24 protein-coding genes are annotated in these 24,772 nt (G+C 69.9%); 15 read left to right on the forward strand and 9 right to left on the reverse strand.

Going from position 1 to position 24,772, the window contains the following annotated elements; genetic code table 11:
- The first annotated feature begins 53 nt into the window (after positions 1–53).
- Both otsB and ACFLIT_RS04745 read left to right on the forward strand, forming a co-directional pair.
- Positions 54–830 carry a trehalose-phosphatase gene (gene otsB / locus ACFLIT_RS04740; RefSeq protein WP_479910047.1) on the forward strand — a complete coding sequence of 259 codons (777 nt, stop codon included), beginning with the start codon at positions 54–56 and terminating at the stop codon, positions 828–830.
- Positions 830–2,233, forward strand: a complete 1,404-nt coding sequence (locus tag ACFLIT_RS04745) for an alpha,alpha-trehalose-phosphate synthase (UDP-forming) (RefSeq protein ID WP_479910048.1) — start codon at positions 830–832, stop codon at positions 2,231–2,233. Before otsB ends, ACFLIT_RS04745 begins: the two co-directional genes overlap by 1 nt.
- Before the next feature lie 106 nt (positions 2,234–2,339).
- On the opposite strand, the gene ACFLIT_RS04750 is transcribed toward ACFLIT_RS04745, so the two are convergent.
- Together ACFLIT_RS04750 and ACFLIT_RS04755 are read right to left on the reverse strand one after the other, a co-directional pair.
- On the reverse strand, positions 2,340–2,972 hold the full coding sequence (locus ACFLIT_RS04750; RefSeq protein WP_479910049.1) for a glutathione S-transferase family protein: 633 nt from the start codon (positions 2,970–2,972) through the stop codon (positions 2,340–2,342).
- Positions 2,973–3,039: 67 nt separating this feature from the next.
- Positions 3,040–3,273, reverse strand: a complete 234-nt coding sequence (locus tag ACFLIT_RS04755) for a DUF2171 domain-containing protein (RefSeq protein WP_479910050.1) — start codon at positions 3,271–3,273, stop codon at positions 3,040–3,042.
- A 101-nt stretch (positions 3,274–3,374) separates the two neighbouring features.
- Here ACFLIT_RS04755 and ACFLIT_RS04760 point away from each other — a divergent pair, with 101 nt between their 5' ends.
- The 4 genes from ACFLIT_RS04760 to ACFLIT_RS04775 all read left to right on the forward strand — a co-directional run bounded on the left by ACFLIT_RS04760 (position 3,375) and on the right by ACFLIT_RS04775 (position 6,337).
- Positions 3,375–3,554, forward strand: a complete 180-nt coding sequence (locus ACFLIT_RS04760) for a DUF4169 family protein (RefSeq protein ID WP_479910051.1) — start codon at positions 3,375–3,377, stop codon at positions 3,552–3,554.
- Between the two features lie 65 nt (positions 3,555–3,619).
- On the forward strand, positions 3,620–4,873 hold the full coding sequence (locus tag ACFLIT_RS04765; protein ID WP_479910052.1) for a hypothetical protein: 1,254 nt from the start codon (positions 3,620–3,622) through the stop codon (positions 4,871–4,873).
- Complete coding sequence (locus tag ACFLIT_RS04770; RefSeq protein WP_479910053.1) at positions 4,873–6,114, forward strand: hypothetical protein; 1,242 nt, start codon at positions 4,873–4,875, stop codon at positions 6,112–6,114. The genes ACFLIT_RS04765 and ACFLIT_RS04770 overlap by 1 nt, the downstream gene beginning before the upstream one ends.
- A gap of 10 nt (positions 6,115–6,124) precedes the next feature.
- Positions 6,125–6,337 (forward strand): ribbon-helix-helix domain-containing protein, encoded by a 213-nt coding sequence (locus ACFLIT_RS04775; protein ID WP_479910054.1) that lies wholly within the window; start codon positions 6,125–6,127, stop codon positions 6,335–6,337.
- Here the strand turns inward: ACFLIT_RS04775 and ACFLIT_RS04780 are convergent.
- Positions 6,334–6,564 carry a hypothetical protein gene (locus tag ACFLIT_RS04780; protein ID WP_479910055.1) on the reverse strand — a complete coding sequence of 77 codons (231 nt, stop codon included), beginning with the start codon at positions 6,562–6,564 and terminating at the stop codon, positions 6,334–6,336. The genes ACFLIT_RS04775 and ACFLIT_RS04780 overlap by 4 nt on opposite strands.
- A gap of 121 nt (positions 6,565–6,685) precedes the next feature.
- Between ACFLIT_RS04780 and ACFLIT_RS04785 the strand changes: the two genes are divergently transcribed.
- Positions 6,686–8,995, forward strand: coding sequence for an ATP-dependent helicase (locus ACFLIT_RS04785; protein WP_479910056.1), 2,310 nt, complete (start codon positions 6,686–6,688; stop codon positions 8,993–8,995).
- Positions 8,996–9,002: 7 nt separating this feature from the next.
- Entirely contained in the window at positions 9,003–9,971 is a 969-nt protein-coding gene (locus ACFLIT_RS04790; RefSeq protein ID WP_479910057.1) for a CatB-related O-acetyltransferase, read from the forward strand.
- Here the strand turns inward: ACFLIT_RS04790 and ACFLIT_RS04795 are convergent.
- Genes ACFLIT_RS04795 through pip form a run of 3 tightly spaced genes read right to left on the reverse strand, consistent with a single transcriptional unit; the run spans position 9,968 to position 11,529 of the window.
- Complete coding sequence (locus tag ACFLIT_RS04795; protein ID WP_479910058.1) at positions 9,968–10,309, reverse strand: gamma-glutamylcyclotransferase family protein; 342 nt, start codon at positions 10,307–10,309, stop codon at positions 9,968–9,970. The genes ACFLIT_RS04790 and ACFLIT_RS04795 overlap by 4 nt on opposite strands.
- A 19-nt stretch (positions 10,310–10,328) precedes the next feature.
- Entirely contained in the window at positions 10,329–10,520 is a 192-nt protein-coding gene (locus tag ACFLIT_RS04800; protein WP_479910059.1) for a hypothetical protein, read from the reverse strand.
- Positions 10,521–10,530: 10 nt separating this feature from the next.
- Positions 10,531–11,529, reverse strand: a complete 999-nt coding sequence (gene pip / locus ACFLIT_RS04805; RefSeq protein WP_479910060.1) for a prolyl aminopeptidase — start codon at positions 11,527–11,529, stop codon at positions 10,531–10,533.
- Positions 11,530–11,641: 112 nt separating this feature from the next.
- Between pip and ACFLIT_RS04810 the strand changes: the two genes are divergently transcribed.
- Positions 11,642–12,868 carry a multidrug effflux MFS transporter gene (locus ACFLIT_RS04810; RefSeq protein ID WP_479910061.1) on the forward strand — a complete coding sequence of 409 codons (1,227 nt, stop codon included), beginning with the start codon at positions 11,642–11,644 and terminating at the stop codon, positions 12,866–12,868.
- Here ACFLIT_RS04810 and ACFLIT_RS04815 read toward each other — a convergent pair.
- On the reverse strand, positions 12,865–13,212 hold the full coding sequence (locus tag ACFLIT_RS04815) for a DUF423 domain-containing protein (RefSeq protein WP_479910062.1): 348 nt from the start codon (positions 13,210–13,212) through the stop codon (positions 12,865–12,867). The two genes, ACFLIT_RS04810 and ACFLIT_RS04815, sit on opposite strands and share 4 nt — an antisense overlap.
- A 59-nt stretch (positions 13,213–13,271) precedes the next feature.
- Here ACFLIT_RS04815 and ACFLIT_RS04820 point away from each other — a divergent pair, with 59 nt between their 5' ends.
- The 5 genes from ACFLIT_RS04820 to ppc all read left to right on the forward strand — a co-directional run bounded on the left by ACFLIT_RS04820 (position 13,272) and on the right by ppc (position 20,676).
- Complete coding sequence (locus ACFLIT_RS04820; protein ID WP_479910063.1) at positions 13,272–14,423, forward strand: MFS transporter; 1,152 nt, start codon at positions 13,272–13,274, stop codon at positions 14,421–14,423.
- Between the two features lie 81 nt (positions 14,424–14,504).
- Positions 14,505–14,711: a hypothetical protein gene (locus ACFLIT_RS04825; RefSeq protein ID WP_479910064.1), complete on the forward strand. Its 207-nt coding sequence runs from the start codon at positions 14,505–14,507 to the stop codon at positions 14,709–14,711.
- Between the two features lie 131 nt (positions 14,712–14,842).
- On the forward strand, positions 14,843–17,284 hold the full coding sequence (locus tag ACFLIT_RS04830) for a coiled-coil domain-containing protein (RefSeq protein WP_479910065.1): 2,442 nt from the start codon (positions 14,843–14,845) through the stop codon (positions 17,282–17,284).
- A gap of 22 nt (positions 17,285–17,306) precedes the next feature.
- Positions 17,307–17,867: a sugar transferase gene (locus tag ACFLIT_RS04835; RefSeq protein ID WP_479910066.1), complete on the forward strand. Its 561-nt coding sequence runs from the start codon at positions 17,307–17,309 to the stop codon at positions 17,865–17,867.
- Between the two features lie 58 nt (positions 17,868–17,925).
- The gene (gene ppc, locus ACFLIT_RS04840; protein ID WP_479910067.1) at positions 17,926–20,676 is read left to right on the forward strand and encodes a phosphoenolpyruvate carboxylase; all 2,751 of its coding nucleotides are present in this window, start codon (positions 17,926–17,928) and stop codon (positions 20,674–20,676) included.
- Positions 20,677–20,682: 6 nt separating this feature from the next.
- Here ppc and ACFLIT_RS04845 read toward each other — a convergent pair whose 3' ends face one another.
- The gene (locus ACFLIT_RS04845; protein WP_479910068.1) at positions 20,683–21,228 is read right to left on the reverse strand and encodes a hypothetical protein; all 546 of its coding nucleotides are present in this window, start codon (positions 21,226–21,228) and stop codon (positions 20,683–20,685) included.
- Positions 21,229–21,326: 98 nt separating this feature from the next.
- Between ACFLIT_RS04845 and ligD the strand changes: the two genes are divergently transcribed.
- Positions 21,327–23,981 carry a DNA ligase D gene (gene ligD, locus ACFLIT_RS04850; protein ID WP_479910069.1) on the forward strand — a complete coding sequence of 885 codons (2,655 nt, stop codon included), beginning with the start codon at positions 21,327–21,329 and terminating at the stop codon, positions 23,979–23,981.
- Between the two features lie 110 nt (positions 23,982–24,091).
- On the opposite strand, the gene ACFLIT_RS04855 is transcribed toward ligD, so the two are convergent.
- Positions 24,092–24,688, reverse strand: a complete 597-nt coding sequence (locus ACFLIT_RS04855) for a DUF2239 family protein (RefSeq protein WP_479910070.1) — start codon at positions 24,686–24,688, stop codon at positions 24,092–24,094.
- Positions 24,689–24,772: the final 84 nt, after the last annotated feature.

Genomic DNA, 24,772 nt, shown 5'->3' on the forward strand with positions numbered 1-24,772 from the left:
GGCGTAACGCAAGGTCTATACGTGACATATCAAAACGGGGGCTTGGCCCCACGATGACTGTTGTCTCCTTTCTTGAACCCAAGCCGGCCGATCGCCTGGACGCCAGCGGCGCGGCTCTGTTTCTCGACCTCGACGGCACCTTGGTCGCCATCGAGGATCGTCCGACCGACGTGCAGGCCGACGCAGCCTGCATCGACCTGCTGCGCCGGGCGCGCGACCGGCTGGGCGGGCGCCTGGCGGTGCTGAGCGGTCGGCCGGTGACGGAGATCGACACCATCCTTCAAGGGGCGGTGACCGATGTCGCCGGCGTGCATGGGCTGCAGATGCGGACCGCCCGCTGGGGCCTGGTCGCCGAGCCGGCGCACCCGGGCGTCGCCGAAGCCGCGGAGCTGTTCGACGATTTCGCCGCCGCGGATAAGGGTCTGATCGTGGAACGGAAGGGGCCCAGCGTGGCCTTGCATTACCGCCTGACCCCCGACGCGGGCGAGGCGGTGGTGGAGTTCGCCGAGCGGGTCGCCTCCGACGCCGGGCTGATCGTTCAGCACGGATCGATGGTCGCCGAGCTGCGGACGCCCGGACCCGACAAGGGCGCGGCGCTATCCCGCCTGATGGCGCATCCGCCGTTCGCCGGGGCCCGGCCGATCATGATCGGCGACGACCTGACCGACGAAGCGGCCTTCATCGAAGCCCAGCTGCGCGGCGGCGTCGGGGTTCTCGTCGGCGGCGACCGGCCCACGGCCGCAGTCGGCCGGCTCGACGGTCCGTCCGCCGTGCTCGATTGGATCGACAGGAGCCTGGGCTCCGGCGTCTTCGACCTGGAGGACGTGTGATGGGCCGCCTGATCGTCGTATCCAACCGGGTCAACCCGCCGCAGGACCCGTCGGTCGCCACCGCCGGCGGACTGGCCATGGCGCTCGCCGCCGCGCTCCGCGAATACTCCGGCATCTGGTTCGGCTGGAGCGGGCGGACGGTGGACGAATACACCGGCCAGCTTTCGGTCTCGAAGGTCAACGGCGTGACCGTGGCCACCGTCGACCTCGAGGCGCAGGAGCACCACGAATATTACAACGGCTACGCCAACCGCACGCTCTGGCCGCTGTTCCACTACCGGCCGGACCTGACCGCCTACGAGCGCTCGTTCGACGCCGGCTACGCGCTGGTCAACCGCCGCTTCGCCGAGGCGCTGATGCCGCTCATCGAGGCGGACGATTTCATCTGGGTGCAGGACTACCACCTGGCGAACATGGCGCGAGAGCTGCGCGGGCTCGAGGTCGCCAACCGCCTCGGCTTTTTCCTGCACATTCCCTGGCCCGCCCAACGCCTGCTGATCACCCTGCCGCGTCACGCCGACCTCGTGAGCGCCTTGCTGGACTACGACCTGATCGGCTTTCAGACCGAGGATTCGCGTCAGGCCTTCCTCGACTACATCACTGGCGTCGCCGAGGGCGCCGTCTCGCCGGACGGCGAGGTTCGCGCCTTCGGCAAGACCGCGCGGACCGGCGTGTTCCCGATCGGCATCGACACGGCGGAGTTCGAGGCGGCCGCCGGCTCGCCGACGGCGCTGGAAGCCTATGAGCGCATGGTGACGAGCGCGGCCGGACGCCAGCTGCTGCTGGGCGTCGACCGCCTCGACTATTCCAAGGGCCTGGAGGAACGTTTCCTCGCCTATGAGCAGCTTCTGACCGATCACCCGGACCTTCGCGAGCACCTGTTCCTGCTGCAGATCGCGACGCTGAGCCGGGAAGAGGTCGACGCCTACCAGGATCTGCGGGCGCGACTGGACACCGTGAGCGGCCGGATCAACGGCGCCTACGCCACGGTGGACTGGGTGCCTCTACGCTACGTGAACCGCGCCTACCGTCGCGACGAGCTGGCCGGCCTCTACCGTGCGGCCGATATTGGCCTTGTGACCCCGTTGCGCGACGGGATGAACCTGGTGGCCAAGGAGTTCGTCGCCGCGCAGGATCCTGATGACCCGGGCGTGCTGATCCTTTCGGAGTTCGCCGGCGCGGCCGAGCAGCTGAAGGCGGCGCTGATCGTCAATCCGTTCAGTCGCGAGGATGTCGCCGAGGCGATCCGTCGAGGGCTTTCGATGCCGCTGGCCGAGCGCCGCTCGCGCTGGCGGGAATTGATCGACAATGTCCGGCGGGAGGACGTCGCCGCCTGGCGCGACCGTTTCGTCGAGGCCTTGCGCGGCGCGCCGCCGCAGCCGGCGACCCTGGCCGTCGCCTAGAGCCTTTAGGACCAATGGAATCCCCTGGTCCGCTGAAAAGGCTCTAGTTCAAATGTTTAGAGCGCGTTTGGCGGGCGAAACCGCGTACACTTTCGCCCAACGCGCTCTAGCCGTCGATCCAGTCGATCAGGCCCTCGCGGGCGTGGACTTCGCGCAGCGACGGCATGGCGCGCATGCGGTTCACATAGGCGCCGAGGTGCGGCCAGGCGGTGGCCGGGCGCTGCATGTTGCGCGACCAGCGGGTAAGCATGGTCAGCAGGAAATCGGCGGTGGTCAGGCGCTCGCCGAGCAGGAAGGGGCGACCATCGGCCAGCTGGGCGTCCATGCGGTCCCACACCGCCATGACGCGTGCGCCCTGCGCGGCCTGGGCCGCGGCGTTGTCGGCGACCTCGGCCGGATAGAACCAGCAGCGGAAGGCCGGCATCAGGGTGTTTGTCAGGTGCATCATGGTCTGCAGCCAGGGGCCCCGTTGCGGCGAGCCCGGCGGCGGGGCGAAGCCGGCCTCGGGATGACGCTCGGCCAGCAGCATCAGGATGGCGGCGGTCTCGGCGACGGGGACGCCGTCGACCACGAGCGTCGGCACGGCGCCGGCGGGGTTAAGGAGCCGGTACTCCGGCTTGTCTTGATCGCGGGCGACCTTGAGGTCCAGCTTCACCGTCTCGAACGGAACGCCGAGCTCGATCAGCATCCAGTGGACCGCGAGGCTGGCCGTGCTGGGCGCGTAGTACAGCCTGTACATGAAAAGACCCCCCATCCCGGCCGGATGAGGGGTCGTTTGCGACGATTGGATCGTCAGCTCAAGCCGCTTAGTGCTTCTCGCGCCATTGAGCCTTGGCGGCGTCCTTGGTGACGTTCAGGTGGACGTGATCGTCGACGTGGTCGACCCACGACAGGGGGATCATGTGGTGCTTGAAGCCGCCGGCGATATCCATCTTGGCGAGTTCGATTTCATTGCCGAGCACATGGTCCACGCGGCCGACGTGTCCGCCGTCCGAGCCTTTGACTTCCATGTGTTCGCGGATCTGGGTGGTGGGTGTCATGAGGGTCTCCACGGGGTTAAGCGGGCTGCGCGCCCGTCGAGGCCTAACGATTCAGCTCCTGAGGGGTTGCCCTACGGCGAGCGGGGTCTAGGCTCGCGGGCATGGGCGATGTCGTGAATCTCAACCGTTTCCGCAAAGCCAAGGCGAGGGCCGAGAAGGCCGGCGCCGCGGAGGCGAACCGCGCCAAGTTCGGCCGCACCAAGGCTGATAAGTCGATGCAGGACGCCGAGCGCGAAGCAGCGGAGCGCACTCTCGACGGGGCCAAGCGCGACGACGACTGATCGATCCGCAGGGCTTGCCACGGCCGGCCGGGCTGGGCAGAACCGCCGTCTCTGCGGGAGGAAGCGTGTCGTCGAACTGGAGTCGCGAGCGGCCGATCCATGTGATCGCCACCGGGCCGGGCAAGCATCTGTTCAGCCACCTGGGCGACCCGCGCGTGCAGATGTTGAAGGCGACCAAGCAGCTTCGCACGCCGCCGCGGGTGTTGGTCATGCCGCTGCAGAGCCGCACGGCGTTCGACGACGCCAAGGCCAATGTGCACCCCGACACCTGGAAGCGCGTGGCCGAAGGCCAGGCGACCCTGGTGTTCGACATGTCGGGCGAGGGGGAGCCTCATACGGCCGAGCGCACCGCGGCCCTGCACAGTTTCGTCGAAGGTCTGGCGATCTCGCCCAGCCGCTGCGCCTATGTGACTCAGGATCGCAACTATGGCCGGGAATACGCGGCGCACCTCGGCGATCCGACGGCGCCGGCCCTGCGGGTGCTGAACTACGACTATTACATCAAGCGGTTCTTCCAGCGGTACGAGACCACCGGCGACGAAGCGTTCGAGGAGCGCCTGGCGGCTTTCCGGGCGCGGACCTCGGTGCGGGAGCGACGGTTCGTCTGCCTCAACCGCGCGGCGCGGTCGAACAAGCTGTTTTTCCTGCTGGCCCTGCTGCGCGACGGCCTGTGGGACCGCGGCTTCATTTCGTTCTCGGGTTTCGACAAGGCGGCGAACCAGTACGCCAAGACCGCCAAGTTCATGCTCCGCGAGATGCGGGCGACCCCGGGTTTCGAGGATCTGACGCGGGACCTCACGCCCTTCATGGCGGACCTGGCCGCCAAGGGGCAGGTGGTTCTGGGGCGACGGGAGGACCAGAGTCTCGACGACTTCCTGCTCACCGTGACGCTGGGCGAGCACAACCTGCCGGAGCGGCAGCGGTCGTGGTTCACGGTGGTCAATGAGACGGAGATCACCGGCCCGCACCGCATCACCGAAAAGCCGTTCAAGTCGTTGATCGACTTTCACCCGACCATCGTGATCGGCAACGGCGGCGCCCTGCCGTTGATCCGTGAACTCGGCTTCCGCACCTTCGACGGCTATTTCGACGAGACCTATGACGCCGAGCCGGATGCGCGCGCGCGGTTCGACGCCGTCTACGGCCAGGTGCGGCGGCTGTGCGAACGCGACGAAGCCGAACTGGCGCGGATGGAGGCCGAGGTCGCCGAGACCCTTTCGTTCAACGCCGAATGGGGGCTGAAGCGCCTGCCGGCGGTGTATCGCGACGCCGTCGACCCGCGCTTCGTCGACAGCGTGATGGCGGGGGTCGAGGCCTGATGGCGGCGCATCACCCGAAGCACGCGGGGCCGATCCATGTCGCCTGCGCGGCCAAGGGCGGCCGCCACGCCTTGGACCACCCCAGCGACCCCCGCGTCCGCCTGGAGTTCGACGCCTGGCCCGACATCGTCATGCTGCCGGCCGCCCGGGAAGCGGTGCTGAAGACCAGCGCCGAGCTGGTCTCGCCGGAAATCCGCCAGCGTATCGTGGCCCGGCGGACCGTGCTGGTGCTCGACGCCTCGGGCGAAGGCCCGGCGTTCACGCCGCAACTGGCCGCGACGATCCACCGTTTTCTGCGCGACCTCGCCGTGCCGGCGAAAAACGTCGCCTACCTGACCCAGAACCGCGACTTCGAGGCGGCCTATCGCGAGTGGTGCGGGCCGGGCGTCAGGCCGGTGAAGGTGGTCGTGCACGACGACTACCTGAGCCGATTTTTCCTCGATCACGCCGGGGGCGGTCGGGAGACCTTCGCCAAGCGCCTCGCCGGCTTTGAAGCGCGCCCGCCCGAACGCGAAAGACGCTTCGTCTGCCTCAACTATTCGATCCGCACGGCCAAGGTGCTGCTGCTGCTTGCGATGGTGCGCGACGGTCTGTGGGATCGGGGATTCATCAGCTTTCCCGGTTTTGACGCGGCGAAACATGTGCGGGCGGTGCGCAAGCTCGCCATCGAACGCGACCTGACGAGAATCCCCGGCCTGGAAACGTTGGGCGAGGCGCTGAAGCCGTGGCTCGACGCCCTCGACGCCAAGGGGGCGAGCCTGCTGGGGGCGCCCGCGGGCAGTTCGAAACTCAAGTCCGTGGCGGAGGATTCGGCGCTGGCGGAGTATGATCGCGCCTGGTTCTCGCTGATCAACGAAACGGAAGTCGTCGGCACGCGCCGGGTCACGGAGAAGCCGTTCAAGGCCCTGGCCAACTTCAGCCCGCTGCTGCTGTGGGGCAACCCGGGATCGCTGGCCCTGATCCGGGACTTCGGCTTCAAGACCTTCGGCGGGCTGATCGACGAGTCCTACGACGCGGAATCGGACCCCGCACGGCGGTTCGAGGGCATCTCCGGCGAGCTGAAACGGCTCTGCGGCCTGCCGGAGGAGGAACTCGCCAGGACCGAGCGCGAGCTTGCCGACACCCTGGCGCACAACGCCGACCGAGCGCTTGTGCAGATGCCGCGCATCTATCGCGACGAGATCGAGCCGCGCCTGGTGGACGCCGTGCTGGACCTCGCCGTGAACCGCGCGGCGGCTTAGGATCCGGAGCATGGCGGTGCTTCGCAAACGCTCGATCAACCTGGCGGGGCACGCCACCTCCCTGGCGCTGGAGCCGGAGTTCTGGGCGGTGCTGGACGCCGCGGCGGCCGAGGACGGCCGCAGCCTGGCGGCCCTGATCGGCGGCATCGATGCGCTGCGGGGAGAGCGACCGCTGGCCTCCGCGTGCCGGGTGTTCGCCTTGCAGAAGGTGCAGACGCCTTAGCGGGGGGTCGGCAAGGGCGTCGGCATCGGCGCGGGGTTCGGCATCTGCGACGGCGAGGGTAGGGCCGGGGTCTCGGGCAGGGCGAGTTCGGCGCGCATGGAACCGGCGCTGTCGCGGGCGTAGAGGTAGGCGATCACAAGCGCGGCGACGACGACGGCGATCGTGAGGATCGCCAGGGCGACGCCGTCGTTCCTCAATTTGTGCCGGTCGGCTGTGGGACTGGACATGGGCATGGCCTTCCTTACCCATGAAAACGAGACGCGGAGGGGTGGGGTTCCTGGTCGCGGGGTCTTAAGTCGGCGTCGCGCCGTGCTACATATGTTCTCTTGCCGAATCCGAGAGCTTTGAGTGTCCGACCTGCCGTCCCCCCGTATCTCCGACCTCGCCCGCGTCGATGGCGCCGCGTCCTACCTTGAGGGCCTGAACCCCGAGCAGCGCGAAGCCGTGGAGACCGTGGAAGGCCCGGTGCTGGTGCTGGCCGGCGCGGGCACGGGCAAGACGCGGGTGCTGACCACCCGGCTGGCGCACATCCTGGCGACGGGGCGGGCCCGGCCATGGGAATTGCTGGCGGTCACCTTCACCAACAAGGCCGCCCGCGAGATGCGGGAGAGGATCGGCCATCTGATCGGCCCCGCGGCCGAGGGCCTGCGCTGGGTCGGCACCTTCCACTCGGTGGCCGCCCAGATCCTGCGTCGGCATGCCGAGCTGGTTGGGCTGAAGTCGAACTACACCATCCTCGACACCGACGACGGCGAGCGGCTGCTGAAGCAGCTGATCGAGGCCGAGAACATCGACGCCAAGCGCTGGACGCCCAAGCACCTGGCCGGGCTGATCGACCAGTGGAAGAACCGGGGCTGGACGCCGGACCGCCTGCCGGCCCACGAGGGCAAGGAGTTCGCCAACGGCAAGGGCCAGGCGCTCTACAGCCAGTATCAGGAGCGCCTGCGGGTGCTGAACGCCTGCGACTTCGGCGACCTCCTGCTGCACAACATCACGATCTTCACGTCCTCGCCGGACGTGCTGGCCGACTACCACAGCCGCTTCAAATACCTGCTCGTCGACGAGTACCAGGACACCAACGTCGCCCAGTACCTGTGGCTGCGCCTGCTGGCGCAGAAGAGCCAGAACGTCTGCTGCGTGGGCGACGACGACCAGTCGATCTACGGCTGGCGCGGGGCGGAGGTGGACAACATCCTGCGCTTCGAGCGCGACTTCCCGGGCGCCAAGGTGATCCGCCTGGAGCGCAATTATCGCTCGACCGAGCATATCCTGGCGGCCGCCGCCGGACTGATCAGCACCAACAAGGGGCGACTCGGCAAGACCCTGTGGACCGAGGCCAAGGGCGGCGAGCAGGTGCGCGTGCGCGGGGTCTGGGACGGCGAGGCCGAGAGCCGGCTGGTGGCCGACGAGATCGAGCGCGCCAAGCGGGCGGGCCGCAAGTACAGCCACATGGCGATCCTGGTGCGCGCCAGCTTCCAGATGCGCGCCTTCGAAGAGCGCTTCCTGATGCTGCAGATCCCCTACACGGTGGTCGGCGGCCCGCGCTTCTTCGAACGGGCGGAAATCCGCGACGCCCACGCCTATCTGCGGCTGATCCAGTCGGAGGACGACGACCTGGCCTTCGAGCGGATCGTCAATGTCCCGCGCCGGGGCATCGGCGACACCACGGTGCAGAAGCTGCTGCAGGTGGCGCGGGCCAACGGCGTCTCGGTGGTGCGCGCCGCGCGGGAGCTGGTGAAGACCGACGAGCTGCAGGCCCGCACCCGCACCCAGCTGGCCAACTTCCTGCGCGACCTCGACCGCTGGCGCGCGGCGAGGGAGACCCTGCCTCATGCGCGCCTGACCGAGACCATTCTGGAGGAGAGCGGCTACACCGACGCTCTGCGCCTCGACAAAGGCCCGCAGAGCCAGACGCGGCTGGAGAACCTGAAGGAGCTCGTCCAGTCGATGGGCGCCTTCGACACGCTCGAGGCCTATCTGGAGCACGTATCGCTGGTCATGGACCTCGACAAGGGGGCCGGCGAGGACTCGGTGTGGATCATGACCCTGCACTCGGCCAAGGGGCTGGAGTTCCCGCTGGTGTTCCTGCCGGGCTGGGAGGAAGGCGTGTTTCCCTCGCAGCGCTCGATGGACGAGAAGGGCGAGAAGGGGCTCGAGGAGGAGCGGCGGCTCGCCTACGTCGGCATCACCCGGGGCCGCGAGGAGGTGCGCGTCTCCTTCGCCGCCAACCGTCAGGTCTATGGCCGCTGGACCAGCCAGCTGCCGAGCCGCTTCGTCGACGAACTGCCGGCCGCCAATGTCGAGGCCGCGTCCGAGACCGGCTACTACGGCGGCGGGCCGGGCATGCAGCAGACGGCCGCCTCGCGCTGGGACGACACGCCGAGCTTCGGCTCCGGCTATTCGTCGCCCGGCTGGCGGCGGGCGCAGGACCGGGGCGCGGCGCCGACCCGATCGAGCCGTGGGGTCATCGAGGGCGAGGGCCGTCTGGTGGCGGTGTCGGAACCTTCGGCCGGGGGCAAGTACGCACGCGGCGAGCGGGTCTTTCACGTCAAGTTCGGCTACGGCAAGGTGGTCGGGGTGGAGGGCAACAAGCTGACCGTGTCGTTCGACAAGGCGGGCGAGAAGAAGGTCATCGACAGCTTCGTCGAGAAGGCCTGATCGCGCCTTGCCGACCCGCGACGAGCTCCTGGCGCTGGAATGGCGGTTTTCCGCCAACGGCCATACGGCGACCGAACATCTGCGGCTGCTGCCGGGCGGCCGGATGGCCGGCTATCGACACCCCAACGAACACTTCTGGGCCTACGAAGAGGGGCGGCTGACCCTCTTGAACGCCGGGCGGGGCCTGACTGCCGCGCTCGACCTGGCGTCCGCGCCGGGCGAGCCGCCGCGTTTCGAGGGGGCTTACGCCCATGACGCGTCGATCCGGTTCGAGCTGGCGGGGCGCGCCCCTCAGCCCTGGCCTGAGCCGGAGAACGCCACGCGCCGCATTCTGGCCGATCTGGCCGCCGAATACGGGTGGAGCGTCGGGGCGCACAGCTATGGCGCCCCCGCGGTGTTCGAGGCCGGCTACGCGAAGCTGAACATCGGCCGCTACTGCTCGATCTCCGCCGAGGTCACCGTCGCCCTGGCCGACCACAAGACGAGCAACGTTTCCAGCTATCCGTTCATGAGCCTGCGCTCGCAGTGGCCGTCGGCGCCGTTCGAGGGCGTCGATCACGTGACGCGGGGCGACGTGAACATCGGCAACGATGTCTGGATCGGGGCCGGGGCCTTCATCGGCTCGGGCGTCACCATCGGCGACGGAGCGGTGATCGGGGCGCGGGCGGTGGTCACCCGCGACGTGCCGCCCTACGCCGTCGTGCTCGGCGCGCCGGCCCGGGTCGTGCGGCATCGCTTTGCGCCGCCGGTCGTCGAGGCGCTGCTGGCGGTGCGGTGGTGGGACTGGCCGGAGCTGTGGGTGGACGCCCTGGCGCCGCTGCTGCTCAGCGGGGACCACGAGGCGTTCGTGCGCCTGGCGGCGCGGCGGCCCGACAGCCTGGAAGCCGTGGTCGCCTTCGTCGACGAGATCGTGACCCCACCCCCTCGGCCGCCGCCCAGCCTCGCCGCACGGATCGCCGCGCGGCTGCGGCGCTAAGCCCGAATGTAGAGCCAGGCCTCGAGGCCGGAGACCAGCTTCACCCGCTGGCGACGGTAGTCGGCGGACTCGTATTTGTCGGCGGCGACCAGCTCGTCGGCGGTGATCTCGAACACCACGCCGTCCACCGCGTCGGCGACGCGTCCCGTCGGTTCGGCGACGAGGTGGACCTCGATGCCGCTCAGGCCGACGACTTCGGGATTGGTGATGGTCAGTTCGCCCAGTCGATGACCGGGCAGGGCGTCCTTCTGGCCGGCGAGGCGGCGGCCGAAGGTCGCCAGCTGCACCGCCTCGTCCTGCAGGGTGCCGTAGGAGAAGAGAAGTTCGAAGGCGCTCATGGGATCGCTCTGCCGGCAGTCAGACGGGATCGCTCTGCGGCGGCAGCTTGCGGCCGCGCTCGACGAGCAGCTTGGCCCGTTCGCGGCCGACATCGAAGTGGTCGCCGAGCTGGGTATAGGTCATGCCTTCGTCGCGCAGGCGGACCGCCTCGCGCAGGCGGGCGATGCGCGCCTCCTCGCCATCGGGCGCGCGGTTCTGGGGCGCGCTCACGACCGGACGCTCATGACCGAAGACTCAGGGCCGCGTCGGTGGCGCGCACCAGGCCGTCGATCACGCCGGGCTCGGTGGAGGCGTGGCCGGCGTCCCAAACGATGTCGAACTCGGCTTCGGGCCAGGCCTTGTGCAGCGCCCAGGCGGTGGTCAGCGGCGTGACCACGTCGAAGCGGCCCTGGACGATCCAGCCGGGAATCTTCCTCAACTTGTCGACCTGCTTCAGCAGCCAGCCGTCTTCCGGGAAGAAGCCCTTATTGGCGAAGAAGTGGCATTCGATGCGGGCGAAGGCGATGGCGAAGTCGACCTCGTTGAACTTGGCCGGCCGCGCCTCGGGGCCGCGCAGGCTGATGGTGTCACCTTCCCAGCGGCTCCAGGCGGAGGCGGCCTCGGCCTGGATCTTCCGGTCGGGGTGGGTGAGGCGGCGGTGGTAGGCCGCGATCATGTCGGCCTGTTCGCTGCGGGGGATGGGGGCCAGGAAGCGCTCCCAGGCGTCGGGGAACAGCATCGACGCCCCCTCCTGGTAGAACCAGTGCAGTTCCTTCTGGGTGACCAGGAAGATGCCGCGCAGGATGAGGGCCTCCACCCGCTCGGGATGGGTCACGGCGTAGGCCAGCGCGAGCGTCGAGCCCCAGGAGCCGCCGAACACCGCCCACTTCTCGACGCCGAGGTGGACGCGCAGGCGCTCGATGTCGGCGATCAGCGACCAGGTGGTGTTGTCTTCCAGGCTGGCGTTGGGGCGGGAGCGGCCGCAGCCCCGCTGGTCGAACAGCGCCACATTCCAACGGGAGGGATCGAAGAACCGGCGCATGGTCGGGTTGATCGCGCCGCCGGGACCGCCATGCAGCACCACCGCCGGCTTGCCGTCCGCCTTGCCGCAAAGCTCGTAGTAAAGCTCGTGCGGGCCGCCGGTCTGCAGCCAGCCGAAGTCGTAGGGCTCGACCTCGGGGTAGAGCCCACGCCGCTTGCCGGCGCTCATGGGGGCGGGGGGATTGGATGAGCGATCCATTGGCCGAACACTAGAGCGCCAGGTCCAGGCGGACCAGCACGATAACGCGACGGGCGAGCCGAAGAGCGCATGCCGGCTTTTCTGAAAGCCGCGGCGGTCTAGAAGCGGAGTTATGGCCGCTAACGATTCCCCGCCGCAGCAATCCGCCCGAGCACCCTGGCGACTGGTGCTGCTGCTGGGGGCGGTGACGGCGTTTCCGGCGCTGTCGACCGACATGTACCTGCCGGCCGTGCCCAGCCTGGCGAAGGACCTCGCCTCGCCGATCGAGGCCGCCCAGCAGACGGTATCGGCCTTCTTCGCGGGGCTGGCGGTGGGGCAGCTGTTCTACGGCTCGGCGTCGGACCGGCTGGGGCGGCGTGGGCCGCTGATGGCCGGCATCGGCCTCTACATCCTCGCCAGCGTGATGTGCGCCCTGGCGACTTCGATGCCGATGTTGCTGGCGGCGCGCGTGGCGCAGGCGCTGGGCGCATGCAGCGGCGTGGTGATCACCCGGGCGGTGGTGCGCGACCGGTTCGGGCACCGACAGGCGGCTCAGGTGCTCAGCCAATTGATGCTGGTGATGGGCCTCGCGCCGATCCTGGCGCCGCTGCTCGGCGGCGTTCTGCTGCAGGCGGGCGGCTGGCGGCCGATCTTCTGGGTGCTGGCGGGCTTCGGCCTGGTGGTCGGCCTGGCGGTGACCTTCACCCTTCCAGAGACGCGGTCGGCCGAGACCGCCGTGCAGGCCCGGTCGGAGCACCCGCTGCGAGCCTATCTGGCGCTGCTGAGGCAAAAGCGGCTGCTGGGCTATCTGCTCGGCGGCTGCCTGAACAGCGCCTGCCTGTTCACCTACATCAGCGTCTCCCCGGGGCTGCTGATGGGCCACTACGGCGTGCCGGCGAGCCAGTTCGGCTGGTACTTCGGGGCCAACGCCGCCGGCCTGGTCGGGGCGAGCCAACTCAATCGCCTCCTGTTGCGGCGCTACACGCCGGACCAGGTGCTGGTCGCCTTCGGCGTCATCGCTTTGTTCGCCGCCGTCGCCCTGGTGCTGGCCAGCTATTCCGGCTTCGGGGGCAAGTGGGGCGTGCTGCCGCCGCTGATGCTCGCCCTGGCGTCCTACGGAGTGATGAGCGGCAATACAGGCGCCGGGGCGCTGTCGGTCGATCCGCTGCGCGCCGGATCGGTGTCGGCCCTGATGGGATCGGCCTCGTTCGCGGCCGGGGCGGTCGTCTCGGCCGTCACCGCCCAGTTCCACGACGCCGGACCGCGGCCGATGGCGACGGCCTTCCTGTTGTGCATGACGGGGTCGATGGTGGCGATCCGCCTGCTGGCCCTGCCGAAGGGGGCCAAGGCGGCGGCTTAGCGGGCGGTCTTCCAGGCGGCGCGGGCCAGCAGCAGCCAGCCGGCCAGGAAGCAGAGACCTCCCAGAGGCGTGATCGCCCCGAGAATACGCGGGCCGCCCAGCGCCATGGCGTAGAGCGAGCCGGCGAACAGCACCGAGCCGACCAGGAACAGGGCCGGCGCCCAGCGCATCCGCCCGCCGACGACGACGCAGGCGAACACCGCCAGGGCGTGGATCATCTGATACTGCGCGCCGGTGCGCAGCCACTCGGCCGCCTTCGGATCGCTGACGCCGTGGGCCCCGAAGGCGCCGAAGCCGACCGCGAGGAAGCCGCTGAGCGCGGCGAGGGTGAGGAGGGGGCGCATGCTGACGGTCTAGCGCTCTGCGGGCTGCGCGCAAGCCGCGGGTTGTGTTAGCCGAAACCATGTCATCCCGGCTCCGCCTCGGTCTGTTCTATTTCGCGGTCTACCTCGGGACCGGCGCCAATACGCCGTACATTGGCCTGTTCTTCGCCGAGCGTGGCCTGACCGGCGCGCAGATCGGCATGATCCTCTCGGCGCCCATGCTGGCCCGCGCCCTGACCGGGCCGACGGTGGCGGTGTGGGCCGACGGCTTCACCCTGCGGCGCACGCCGCTGGCGCTGCTCGCCCTTGCGGCCCTGATGTTCTACGTCGCCGTCGTCGGCGTGAACGGCTTCGGGGCCTGGCTGGCGGTGTGGTTCTGCGCCTCGACCTGCTACGCGGCGCTGCAGCCGCTGGTCGATGTGGTCGCCCTGCGCCGGGCGCGGGCCGAGGGGTTCAACTACGGCTGGGCGCGCAGCTTCGGCTCGATCAGCTTCATCCTGGCCAACTTCGGCTGCGGCGCCTTGCTGGCGGTCACCGGACCGACGACGGTGCTGGTCTGGACCGCGGCCGCGGCGGGCCTGGCCTCGCTCTCGGCCCTGCGACTGCCGGACGACCGGGTGCATGACGGCGCCTCGACGCCCAGCCTGATCGAACGCTGGCGCGGGGCCGGCGACCTGCTGACCGACCGGCGATTCATGCTGGCCATCGTCTCCTGCGGCTTCGTGCTGGCGGGCCAAGCCTTCTATTACGGATTCAGCACCCTGCTGTGGCGGCGGCAGGGCATCCCCGAGCCGATGATCGGGGCGCTGTGGGCGACCGGGGTGGTGACCGAGATCGTCTTCATGTGGGGCCTTGGCCGCATCGCGCGGCGGATGGGCCCGGCGACGCTGCTCGGCCTCGGGGCCGGGCTCGCCGTCGTCCGCTGGACGGCCTACGCCTTCAGTCCGCCGCTGTGGGCGCTGTGGCCGTTGCAGACCCTGCACGCCGGCAGTTTCGCCATGGCCTGGATCGCCTCGCTGCAGTTCGTCGAGCGGTTCGCGCCGCCGCGGTCGGCGTCGGCGGCGCAGATGCTGAACTCGGCGATCCCGCTGGGCCTGATGATCGGCCTCGCCACCCTGGCGTCCGGGCCGCTGTTCGACGCGTTCGGCGCGGGCGGCTATCTGGCGATGGCGGGGCTGGCGGTGCTCGGGCTGTGCGGCGCCTTCGCCTTGTCGCGGATGGGCCGAACATGACCGAAAGTTCATCCGTCCGGCGATTGTGCGAAGCAGTCGCTTGACGGATAACGGCGCTACGCGAAGCGTGGGGATGCGCCGATGCAGGCGGTGATCGAGCTGGTCGTCAGTGTGATCGCGGCGCTGTTCGTGGGCATTCTGGCCCAGATCGGCGTCGACCCCGCGTCCCATCCGGATCGAAGCCAGCCCGAGAAGGTGGTCGCCCGCACGCCGCGGGCCGTGGCGACGCCGCCGCAGCATACAGAGGGCTGCCCGCAGGCCGAGGCTCCACGCGCCAAACTCGTTTAAGGCGCGCGCCTTAGCTCCTTAAAAGGCGGTGAACGGCTTTCCGCAGCGATCTTTCCCCACTAGGGTCACGCCGCGCGAGGCGGCCGGGCGCGCAAGGTTTTGGTGGGCCGTGGCGGGGATGAACGGCGCCGATGAAGCCGAAGAAGCGTGCACCTCTGGATTTCGGCGCACCCGCGCCCGCGACCTCCGATCAGGAGACGCCGGAGATCGATCTCGCGGTGACTGGCGAGGATCAGCCGGACCTGGGTCCGGAACCCAGGCTGACGCCGTTGTTCGGGGAGGAAGCCGGCAAGCCGCCCGCGCGCCGGGCGAACAAGGCGCAGGTCGAAGCGGCGAGCGAAAACATGTCGCTGGCCTCGGTCGGCCGCCTGAACAATCCTGCCGCGAAGCCGGTTTACATGGTCGCCGGGGTCGTCTCGATCCTGTGGGCCCTGGCGCCGATCGCCTATGCCGTGGGCTATCGTCAGGGCGTCGCGCCGCTGCAGAACGACGGCTTCGCGCTCGCCGTCTTCGTGCTGCTGGCCCTCGGCCCGGTGGCCCTGGTGTGGATCGCCGCCTATGTGCTGAACCAGGGGCTGAAGCTGGCCGGCGAGGCGCGGCGCACCCGCGTGCTGGCCGAGCAGATGCTGGCGCCGGCCGCCTTGGCCGCCACTGACGCGCATGACGCCGTGGCCGCCGTCCGCGCGGAAATCGACCACGCCGCCGGCGTCGCCACCCAGGCGCGCGACAAGATCCTGGCCCTGCGCGAGGCCCTCGCGGTGGAGAGCGAGCGGTTGGCGGAGGCGACCGCCGAGTCGGTCCGCACCGCCGTGCAGCTGAGCAAGGACCTCGGCGTCGAACGCGGCGCCATGAGCGAGCTAGCGACGACGCTGGACGGCCAGTCGACCACGATCACCGACGCCATCAACCGCCAGGCCAAGATGGTGGCCGAGGCCTCCGATCTGGCCGAGACCCAATTGCGCGAAGCCGAGGCCGCCCTGGCGGCCCGCGCCGCCGACATGGCCGCCGCCGCCGGTGAGGCGAGCGACGCCGCCCGCGTCGGGGCCGAGGACCTGGCCCGCCAGATCGCCCGCCTGGAGACCGCCGGCCTCGGCGTCTCCGACCAGATCCGCGTCGTCGACGAGGGGCTTGGCGAACAGCGCGCGGCCCTGATCGCCGTCGCCCACGCCCTGCGCGCCGGACAGGAGGACTTCGCCGTCCAGGCCGAGAGCCAGGTGGCCCAGCTCACCGAATTCCTCGGCCACGCCAAGCTCAGCGCCATCGACATCGGCGACATGGCCCGCAGCAGCGCTGAGGCCATCACCGAACTGACCTCGGCCACCGGCGGACAGCTTCGCGAGCTGGCCGAGGCGGCCCGCCTGGAGCGCGAGGCGATGGCCGAACAGGCGGCCCACGGCTTCGCCCGCATCGGCGACAGCGCCGCCGAGCAGCGTCAGGCGCTGGAGGCGAATCTCGTCCAGGCCTTGAACGCCCTCACCGTGGCCGGCGAGCAGGCGCAGGCCGCTGTCGAAACCCAAGTGCAGGCCGCCCAGGCGCGCGTCGACAACCTCGGCGAAGCCGCCTTCACCGCCGGCCAGCGCGCCGACGCCGCCTTCGAGGCGCGTCTCGGCGACGCGCGCCAGCTGATCGAGAGCTCGGCCCAGATGGTGGAGCAGGCCGCCGCCGGCGCCGCCCAGAAGCTGGAGGCGGGGGTCGAGGCCGCCCGCGCCGCCGTCGCCGAACTCGAACGCCTGCTGGGCGCCGTCGCGCAGCGGATGTCCGAGGCGCCCGATGAAATGCAGTCGAAGGCCGCCGAGGTGCAGGCCGCGGTCGGCCGCGGGGTCGACGAGCTGCTGGCCTCGGCCCGCCGCGCGGCCGACGAGACCCAGGCGATCGACGCCGCCTTCCAGGACCGCGTGCGCCGCAACTACGACATGCTGAGCGAGGCCACCCGGATGATGAGCGCCGTGGCCGGCTCGCCGCTGGGCGCCTCGGCCCTCGGGGCCCGCCCGGCGCGGACCGTTGAGCCCTCGCCGCCGGCGGTCGAGGCGTCGGCGGACGCGCCGCGCCTGCGCCTGCGTCTGCAACCGACCGCCACCGACGCCGAGTTCAGCGCCGTGTTCGACGCCGCCGGCGGCAAGACCGCCGCTCCGTCACACGAAGGCGACGGCGAAGGCCGCGACTGGCGCTGGAAGGACTTGCTGACCAACCTCGACGACACTTCCGAGCCGGGCGACGAGCGACTGGCCGAGCGCCTCGCCTCCGAGATCGGCGCCATGGGCATCGACCCCGGCGCCCTGCTGCCGAAAGGCCGTATCGAGGAGATCGTCGGCGCCGTGCAGGGCGGCGACGCGGCCGGCGCCCGCATGGTGGTCAGGAGCTGCGCGCCGGCGGCGGTGCGCCGCCTCGTCCGGCGCCTGTTCTCCGACGCGGCCATGCGCGAGGACGCCGAACGCTTCCGCGCCCGCTATGGCGGCATGATCGCCGAGGCGGCGGAGCAGGATCAAAGCGGGCGTCTGGCGCAGGCGCTGCTCGCCAGCGAGGCCGGGCGGAGCTATCTGCTGCTCGACACCGCGGCCGGCGATCTCGCCTGACGCGGCGATCTGACGAGCCGAGATGAAGCGCGCCATCGATTTCGCCGCCGCGGGCCTGGGCTTGGCCGTGCTTGGCCTGCCGATGCTGGCCATCGCCGTGCTGGTGCGGGCCACCTCGCCGGGCCCGGCGATCTATTGGTCGCAGCGGGTGGGGATGAACAACGCCCTGTTCGCGATGCCGAAGTTCCGCACCATGCGGATCGACACGCCGGAGGTCGCGACGCACCTGCTGGTCAATCCGGGCCAATGGGTGACGCCGGTGGGCCGGTTGCTGCGCCGCTTCAGCCTCGACGAGCTGCCGCAGCTCTGGAGCGTCTTCCGGGGCGACATGAGCCTGGTTGGCCCGCGACCGGCGCTGCACAGCCAGAGGGATCTGGTTTCGCTACGAACGGCGGTGGGCGTGCATCGCCTGCGGCCCGGGGTGACGGGCTGGGCGCAGGTCAACGGTCGCGACGACCTGCCGGTGGAAGAAAAGTTGAAATTCGACTGGCAGTATCTGAAGCGGCGCTCGACGGGTTTCGATCTGTACGTTCTGGCGGCGACCGTCGCCCCCGTGCTGACCGGACGCGGGGTGCGGCACTGATATTGCGGCGCAGCAGTTTATGCTCGCGCGGGGTGCGCTGAGTGTATAGGCGCGTGCCGTGAATGACGGAGAACAGACCATGGCGGACATGCCCGAGGCGCTGAGCACCCGCGGGAGCGACGGCGTGACCGACGTCCATGTGCAGCGCAACGTCGGACTGCTCACCGAAACCCTGAACGAGGCGATCCGCTATCTCGACGGCGACGCCGCCGTCGCCCTGGTGGCGCGAGGCCGCGAGGCGGCGGGCAACGGTTCGGTCGAAGCCTTCTTCGCGGCGCTTTCCAACGACGACGCGGCCTTTCTCGCCCGCGCCTTCACCTGCCAGTCGCTGCTGACCAACATCGCCGAAGACGCGGGCGGCCGCCGCCGGGCCAGCGAATCCGACGCCCAGGGCCGCGACTACGCGCACACCCTGGCCGCCGCCGTCGCCACCCTGCGGGCCGAGGGCGCGTCGGAAGAGTCGATCGCCGCCTCGCTGCGGGCGATGAACGTGGTGCCGGTGCTGACCGCCCACCCGACGGAAGTCCGACGCCGCAGCGTGGTGGACCGCGAGTTCGAGATTACACGCCTCCTCGGTACGCTGGCCGAAATCAACGAGGGCGGGGAGGGTGCGCGCGAGGGCCGCGAGGAGCGGGTGAAGGCCGACCTCTTCCGCGAAATCGCCATGCTGTGGCGCACCCGCCAGACGCGGCCGGAGCGGATCACCGTCGCCGATGAAATCCGCAACGCCCTTTCCATCGTCCGCGGATCGATCCTGCCGGCCATGGCCGACCTCTATGAGAACTGGAGCCGGGAGCTGCTGCCGGTCGGGGCCACTCCGATCCGCCTCGGCAGCTGGCTGGGCGGCGACCGCGACGGCCACCCCGGCGTCAGCGGTCCGACCCTGCGCCGCGCCCTGACCGCCCAGGCGCGCCTGTTGTTCTCGGTCTACTCCGACGAGCTGCGCCGGCTGTTCGCGCGCCTGGCCATCTCCACCGACTACGCCACGGTCTCATCCGAACTGGCCGCCCTGGCCGACGCGGCGCATGACCCCTCACCGCACCGCGCCGACGAGCCCTACCGCCGCGCCATCGCCCGCATCCTCGGCCGGGTGACCGCCACCGCTCGCATCATCCTCGACGAGACCGGCCCGCTGCCGCCGGACGTGTTGGAGGCTCCGCCCTACAAGGCGCCCGGCGAGTTCCTGGCCGACCTGGAGACCATCGCCAACTCGCTGACCACCCACGGCGGCGAGCGCCTGATCGGCCCGCGCCTGCGCACCGTGATGCGCATGGTTCGCGCCTGCGGCTTCCACCTGATGACGCTGGATCTGCGTCAGAACGCCGACGTGCACGAGCGGGTGGTGGCCGAGCTGTTCCAGCGGGCCGACAACCAGATCGACTACCTCGGCATGGACGAGGCGCAGCGGGCGGCCCTGCTGGTCGCCGAGCTGGCCCACGCGCGGCCGTTGTTCTCGCCCTTCACCGGCTACTCCGAGGAAACGACCAAGGAACTGGACACCCTGACCGCCGCCGCCTGGGCGATCAATGTGGTGGGGCCGCAGTCGGTGGGGGCTTATATCGTCTCAAAGACGGACAGCCTGTCGGACATGCTCGAGCCGCTGGTGCTGCTGAAACAGGTGGGCCTGCTGTGGGGCGGCCCAGAGCCGCGCACGGCGATCAAGGTCAGCCCGCTGCTGGAAACCATCGGCGACCTTCGCAACGGCCCGGAAATTCTGAAGAGCTGGCTGTCGCTGCCGCTGGCGCGCTCGATCCTCGGCCAAAACAAGCCCGTGCAGGAAGTGATGCTGGGCTATTCGGACAGCAACAAGGACGGCGGCTACGTCGCCTCCCGTCGCGCGGTGACCAAGGCGGCCGCCGCCCTGTCGCGCGAGGCCGACCGCTTCGGCGTCGGCATCCAGTTCTTCCACGGCCGCGGCGGCACGATCGGCCGCGGCGGCGGTCCGGTGTCGGAAGCGATCCTGGCCCAGCCGCCCGGCACCGTTCAGCACCGCCTGCGCCTGACCGAACAGGGTGAGACCATCGCCCGGCGCTATGGCGACAAGCCGACCGCGCGGCGCAATCTCGAAGGCCTGGCCGCCGCCGTGCTGCTGGCCAGCGGCGAGCGTCGGCACGCCCCGGTCGCGCCCGAGGTCGAGGCGCGGATGGACGCCCTGGCCCAGGCCTCGTTCGAGGTCTATCGCGGCCTGATCTACGACGATCCGGCCTTCCTCGATTTCTTCTGGGCGGCGACGCCGATCAGCGAGATCGCCCACCTGAACATCGGCAGCCGACCGTCCTCGCGGACCAAGAGCCGGGCCATCGAGGATCTGCGGGCGATTCCGTGGGTGTTCTCCTGGTCGCAGTCGCGGCTGATGTTGCCGGCCTGGTACGGCTTCGCCGGCGGCGTGGCCAAGGCGGGCCTGTCGCAGGACGAGGTGCGCGAGCTGACCCGGAATTTCGACTTCTTCGCCGCGGCCCTGTCGAACATGGAGCTGGCGCTGGCCCAGACCGACATGCACATCGCCGCCCGCTACGCCGCCCTGGCGCCCGATCAGGCCAACGCGGAACGGATCATGGCGACGATCCGCCGGGAATACGACGCCGCCGTCGATCTGGCCCTGACCATGCGCGGCGGCGACAAGCTGCTCGACAACAACCCGAACCTCGCCGAGTCCGTGCTGCTGGCCCGCGCCTCGGCGGCGCCGCTGAACGCCCTGCAGGTCGAACTGCTGTCGCGCCGTCGGCGCGGCGAGGAGTGCGAGGAAGTCCGCATCGGCATCCAGCTGAGCGTGGCGGGCGTCGCGGCGGCCCTGCGCTCGACGGGCTGAGGCGGTTCAGGAGACCCGGGTGAGCAGTCGCTCGGGGCCGGACCAGCCGGCGCCTTCGCGGCGATAGAGCTCCAAGGTGGCGTGGCCGCACAGGCCTGGGCAGAAGCCGCTGTGCTGGATGACCAGCAGACGACCGTCTCCGCTCACCAGGGGCGCCGAGAACTCCTCGATCTCGACAAAGCGATCCTGGTTGACGGCTTTGGTGGCGGCCCACTCGTCGGACGTCGCGAAGCGGACGTTGTCGGGCAACAGGACTTTCAGGTTCGGGCAGGCGGCGAAGAGGTTGATGCGCCCTCGCGCGTCCCAGGTCTTGGGGAAATCGGCCGGAGCCCCGGCGACCGACTGCAGGGTGAGCGGCTGCGGCAGGCTCGCCCGATCGCTGAGTAACCGTGGCGCGCCCTTGGCCTCGCTGACGTACTGGCGCAGCAATTGCTCCCCGACCTCGCAGGCGCCGCGCCTAGGAGCAGCGTCCTGGGCTTGAAGCGCTTGAGGGGAAATCGGAAGTCCGGCGGCCAGAATCGCCGCGGTCAGGGAGATGGCGATTGATCGCATCGTCGCTCCTTAGGCCTTGCGCCATGAGGGGTTCAGGATGCCTGGATGTCCAGCCCGCAGGTGACGGAACCTGAACCGGGCGTCCGCTTTGAGTCGACATGGCCCACGCCGCGCTCAAGAAATACCGATCGATGCGAGACTTCGCGCAGACGGCGGAGCCGAGCGGAGACCTGGATGTCGCGCCGTCCGAGCGGCTGCGGTTCGTCATTCAGAAGCATGACGCCACGCGGCTGCACTACGACTTCCGGCTCGAGCTCGACGGGGTGATGAAGTCGTGGGCGGTGACCAAGGGGCCATCGCTGGATCCGCATGATCGGCGCCTCGCCGTGGAGGTGGAGGACCACCCGCTCGACTACGGCGATTTCGAAGGGACGATCCCCAAGGGGCAGTACGGCGGCGGCACGGTGATGCTGTGGGATCGCGGCTACTGGGTTCCTGAGCCGGGGTTCGAGGACGCGACCAAGGCGCTGAAGAAGGGCGAGCTGAAGTTCCTCGTCGAGGGCGAGAAGATCCACGGCGGCTTCGTGCTGGTGCGGATGAAGCGACGGCCGGGCGAGAAGCGCGACAACTGGCTGCTGATCAAGCATCACGACGACTACGCCCGCGGCGGCGGCGGCGATGTGGTCGACCAGGACCGCTCGGTGGCCTCGGGGCGCAGCCTGGAGGACATCGAGGCGGGGAAGGGCAAGGGGCCGACGCCGTTCATCACCGCCAAACGCAAGGCGGGGAAGCGCGGCGAGGCCGATGCGGTGTGGCGCTCGAAGACGGACATGGAACGCTCGGCGGTGAAGGCGACGGAGGAGGCGGAAGCCAAGCCGGCGCCGAAGGGGCGCGCGGCCAAGGCCAAGCCGGCGAAGATGCCGGACTTCATCGAGCCGCAGTTCTGCAAACTGCTGGACCGGCCGCCGCAGGGAAGCGGCTGGGCGCATGAGATCAAGTTCGACGGCTATCGGATGCAGTTGCGCATCGAGGATGGCAGGGCGGCGTTGCGCACGCGCAAGGGCCTCGACTGGTCGACTAGCTTTCCGGCCATCGTCGAGGAGGCCGAGGGGCTCAGCGACGCCATGATCGATGGCGAGGTGGTTGCGCTGGACAAGGCCGGTCAGCCGGACTTCGCCGGGCTGCAGGCGGCGCTCTCGGAGGGCGACACCGACGACCTGATCTTCTTCGCCTTCGACCTGATGTTTCTCGCGGGCGAGGACCTGCGCGGTCTGCCGCTTTCGGAGCGCAAGGCGCGGCTACAGGCGCTGCTGGAGAACGGGCGACGCAAGGATTTGCGTATCCGCTACGTCGACCATTTCGAGACCGGCGGCGACGCCGTGCTGCTGTCGGCCTGCCGGCTGGCGCTGGAGGGCATCGTCTCGAAGAAGCTCGATGCGCCTTACCGGTCCGGGCGCGGCGATGCCTGGACGAAATCGAAGTGTCGGGGCGGGCAGGAGGTGGTGATCGCCGGCTACACGACGACAGGCGCGGCCTTCCGATCGTTGATCGCCGGGGTGCACCGCGAGGGGCGACTTGTTCACGTCGGGCGGATCGGGACCGGCTTCGGCAGGGACAAGGTGGCGACCCTGATGCCGAAATTGAAGGCGCTGGAGACCGACGCCTCGCCGTTCAAGGGACCGGGCGCGCCGCGCAAGGCGGCCAATGTGCATTGGGTGAAGCCGGAGCTGGTGGCCGAGATCGAGTTCGCGGGCTTCACCGGCGACGGTTCCATCCGCCAGGCCTCGTTCAAGGGACTGCGCGCCGACAAGCCGGCGGCGGAGGTGGTGGCTGAGCAGGCCCCGGTGGAGAGCGCCGAATTGGCGCAGCCGACTCCAGAAGCTCGCGCCTCGGCCATCGTCGAGCCGGCGGGCGGCGCCGGGAACGCGGTGATGGGGGTGACGATCTCCAGCCCGACCAAGGCGCTGTGGCCGGACGACGGCCAGGGCAAGCCGGTCACCAAGCTGGAGCTGGCCCGCTACTTCGAGGCGGTGGGCGAATGGCTGATGCCGCACATCAAGGGGCGGCCGTGCTCGATCATCCGCATTCCCGATGGGATCGACGGCGAGCGGTTCTTCCAGCGGCACGCCATGAAGGGCTCGTCGGCGCTGATCTCGCTGGTCGAGGTCTCGGGCGACCGGAAGCCCTATCTGCAGATCGACCGCATCGAAGCCCTGGCGGCCATCGCCCAGATCGGCGGGGCGGAGCTGCACCCCTGGAACTGCCAGCCGGACCATCCGGACGTCGCCGGGCGGCTGGTCTTCGACCTCGATCCGTCGCCGGAGGTCGGCTTCGACCAGGTGATCGAGGCCGCGAAAGACATTCGCGAGCGTCTGGAGGCGCTGGGCCTCGTCGCCTTCTGCAAGACGACAGGCGGCAAGGGGCTGCACGTGGTCACGCCCCTGGCGGGCGGCAAGGCGGCGCTGGACTGGGACACCGCCAAGGCCTTCGCACGCGATGTCTGCGCCCGGCTGGCCGAGGACGAGCCCGAGAAGTACGTGCTGAACATGGCCAAGAAGCTGCGCACCGGGCGCATCTTCCTCGACTACCTGCGCAACGACCGGATGAGCACGGCGGTCGCGCCCCTTTCGCCTCGCGCGCGGCCGGGGGCGCCGGTCTCGTTCCCGCTGACCTGGGGCCAGGTGAAGAAGGGGCTGGATCCGATGAAGTACACGGTGCGGAGCGCCCCCGCGCTGTTGGCCAAGACCGAGGCCTGGAAGGACTGGTGCGACGGCGAGCGGCCGCTGAAGGATGCGATCAGGCGGTTCGGTTAGCTTTAATTTTCCGCTCACCCCCGCGAAGGCGGGGGCCCAGGTGTTTTATCGATGGACGCTGCGGGCTTCAGAAAAAGCCTGGGTCCCCGCCTCCGCGGGGATGAGCGGCTTTAATTGGAGCCTGGGCTGAACGCCTCAGCCGCCAAGCGCTTGGCGTGCGCCGCCACATCCTTCGGCCAGTCGGCGGTGTGGCTCTCGAACGCCGCAGCGTCGCCGGCGAAGAGGGCGCGGGAGGCTTCCTCGAAGCCCGGGAGGTCGCCGGCCATGCCCCCCATGAAGCGATAGGCGACGTCCTTGGCGCGGCGAGCGCGCTCGGCGAAGAAGCCTTCGCGGCGAGCGGCCTCGACCAGCTTGCGCAGGGTCACCGAGGCGCCGCCGGGCTGGGCGGCCAGCCAGTCCCAATGGCGAGGCAGGAGGGTGATCTCGCGGGCGACGACGCCGAGCTTCGGCCGGCCGGGCCCGCGCGGTGCGGGGGCCGGGTCCTCCTCGGCGTCCGTCTCACCCGGCGGCTCCTCCGGCAGGCGGTCGAGGGCGGCGTCGAGACCGCCACGCAGATCGAGCTCGACCATGCGGCCGGTGCCGTCGTCGAAGAGACGGGCGGCAGCGATTCGAGGCCAGGCCATGGTCAGAACCGTCTCGAGCGGGCCGCTGGCGATGATATTTTCGCCGTCGAAGGCGGTGGTGAGGCGGGCGCGATGGCTTTGCATGGCGACCTTCTGCCCGGGTTAAACCTTTACGTCAATATCATCCGGGTAAAATAATCCAATCTCTCACCAAGTGACCGCTGGCGG

The organism is Caulobacter sp. HJHS_5 (genome assembly GCF_056683955.1).

Excerpts from the sequence above, each read along its gene's own strand:
- otsB (WP_479910047.1), top strand. The coding sequence starts at position 54 with ATGACTGTTGTCTCCTTTCTTGAACCCAAGCCGGCCGATCGCCTGGAC.
- ACFLIT_RS04745 (WP_479910048.1), top strand. The coding sequence starts at position 830 with ATGGGCCGCCTGATCGTCGTATCCAACCGGGTCAACCCGCCGCAGGAC.
- ACFLIT_RS04750 (WP_479910049.1), bottom strand. The coding sequence starts at position 2,972 with ATGTACAGGCTGTACTACGCGCCCAGCACGGCCAGCCTCGCGGTCCAC.
- ACFLIT_RS04755 (WP_479910050.1), bottom strand. The coding sequence starts at position 3,273 with ATGACACCCACCACCCAGATCCGCGAACACATGGAAGTCAAAGGCTCG.
- ACFLIT_RS04760 (WP_479910051.1), top strand. The coding sequence starts at position 3,375 with ATGGGCGATGTCGTGAATCTCAACCGTTTCCGCAAAGCCAAGGCGAGG.
- ACFLIT_RS04770 (WP_479910053.1), top strand. The coding sequence starts at position 4,873 with ATGGCGGCGCATCACCCGAAGCACGCGGGGCCGATCCATGTCGCCTGC.
- ACFLIT_RS04775 (WP_479910054.1), top strand. The coding sequence starts at position 6,125 with ATGGCGGTGCTTCGCAAACGCTCGATCAACCTGGCGGGGCACGCCACC.
- ACFLIT_RS04780 (WP_479910055.1), bottom strand. The coding sequence starts at position 6,564 with ATGTCCAGTCCCACAGCCGACCGGCACAAATTGAGGAACGACGGCGTC.
- ACFLIT_RS04795 (WP_479910058.1), bottom strand. The coding sequence starts at position 10,309 with ATGAGCGCCTTCGAACTTCTCTTCTCCTACGGCACCCTGCAGGACGAG.
- pip (WP_479910060.1), bottom strand. The coding sequence starts at position 11,529 with ATGGATCGCTCATCCAATCCCCCCGCCCCCATGAGCGCCGGCAAGCGG.
- ACFLIT_RS04810 (WP_479910061.1), top strand. The coding sequence starts at position 11,642 with ATGGCCGCTAACGATTCCCCGCCGCAGCAATCCGCCCGAGCACCCTGG.
- ACFLIT_RS04815 (WP_479910062.1), bottom strand. The coding sequence starts at position 13,212 with ATGCGCCCCCTCCTCACCCTCGCCGCGCTCAGCGGCTTCCTCGCGGTC.
- ACFLIT_RS04820 (WP_479910063.1), top strand. The coding sequence starts at position 13,272 with ATGTCATCCCGGCTCCGCCTCGGTCTGTTCTATTTCGCGGTCTACCTC.
- ACFLIT_RS04825 (WP_479910064.1), top strand. The coding sequence starts at position 14,505 with ATGCAGGCGGTGATCGAGCTGGTCGTCAGTGTGATCGCGGCGCTGTTC.
- ACFLIT_RS04830 (WP_479910065.1), top strand. The coding sequence starts at position 14,843 with ATGAAGCCGAAGAAGCGTGCACCTCTGGATTTCGGCGCACCCGCGCCC.
- ACFLIT_RS04835 (WP_479910066.1), top strand. The coding sequence starts at position 17,307 with ATGAAGCGCGCCATCGATTTCGCCGCCGCGGGCCTGGGCTTGGCCGTG.
- ACFLIT_RS04845 (WP_479910068.1), bottom strand. The coding sequence starts at position 21,228 with ATGCGATCAATCGCCATCTCCCTGACCGCGGCGATTCTGGCCGCCGGA.
- ligD (WP_479910069.1), top strand. The coding sequence starts at position 21,327 with ATGGCCCACGCCGCGCTCAAGAAATACCGATCGATGCGAGACTTCGCG.
- ACFLIT_RS04855 (WP_479910070.1), bottom strand. The coding sequence starts at position 24,688 with ATGCAAAGCCATCGCGCCCGCCTCACCACCGCCTTCGACGGCGAAAAT.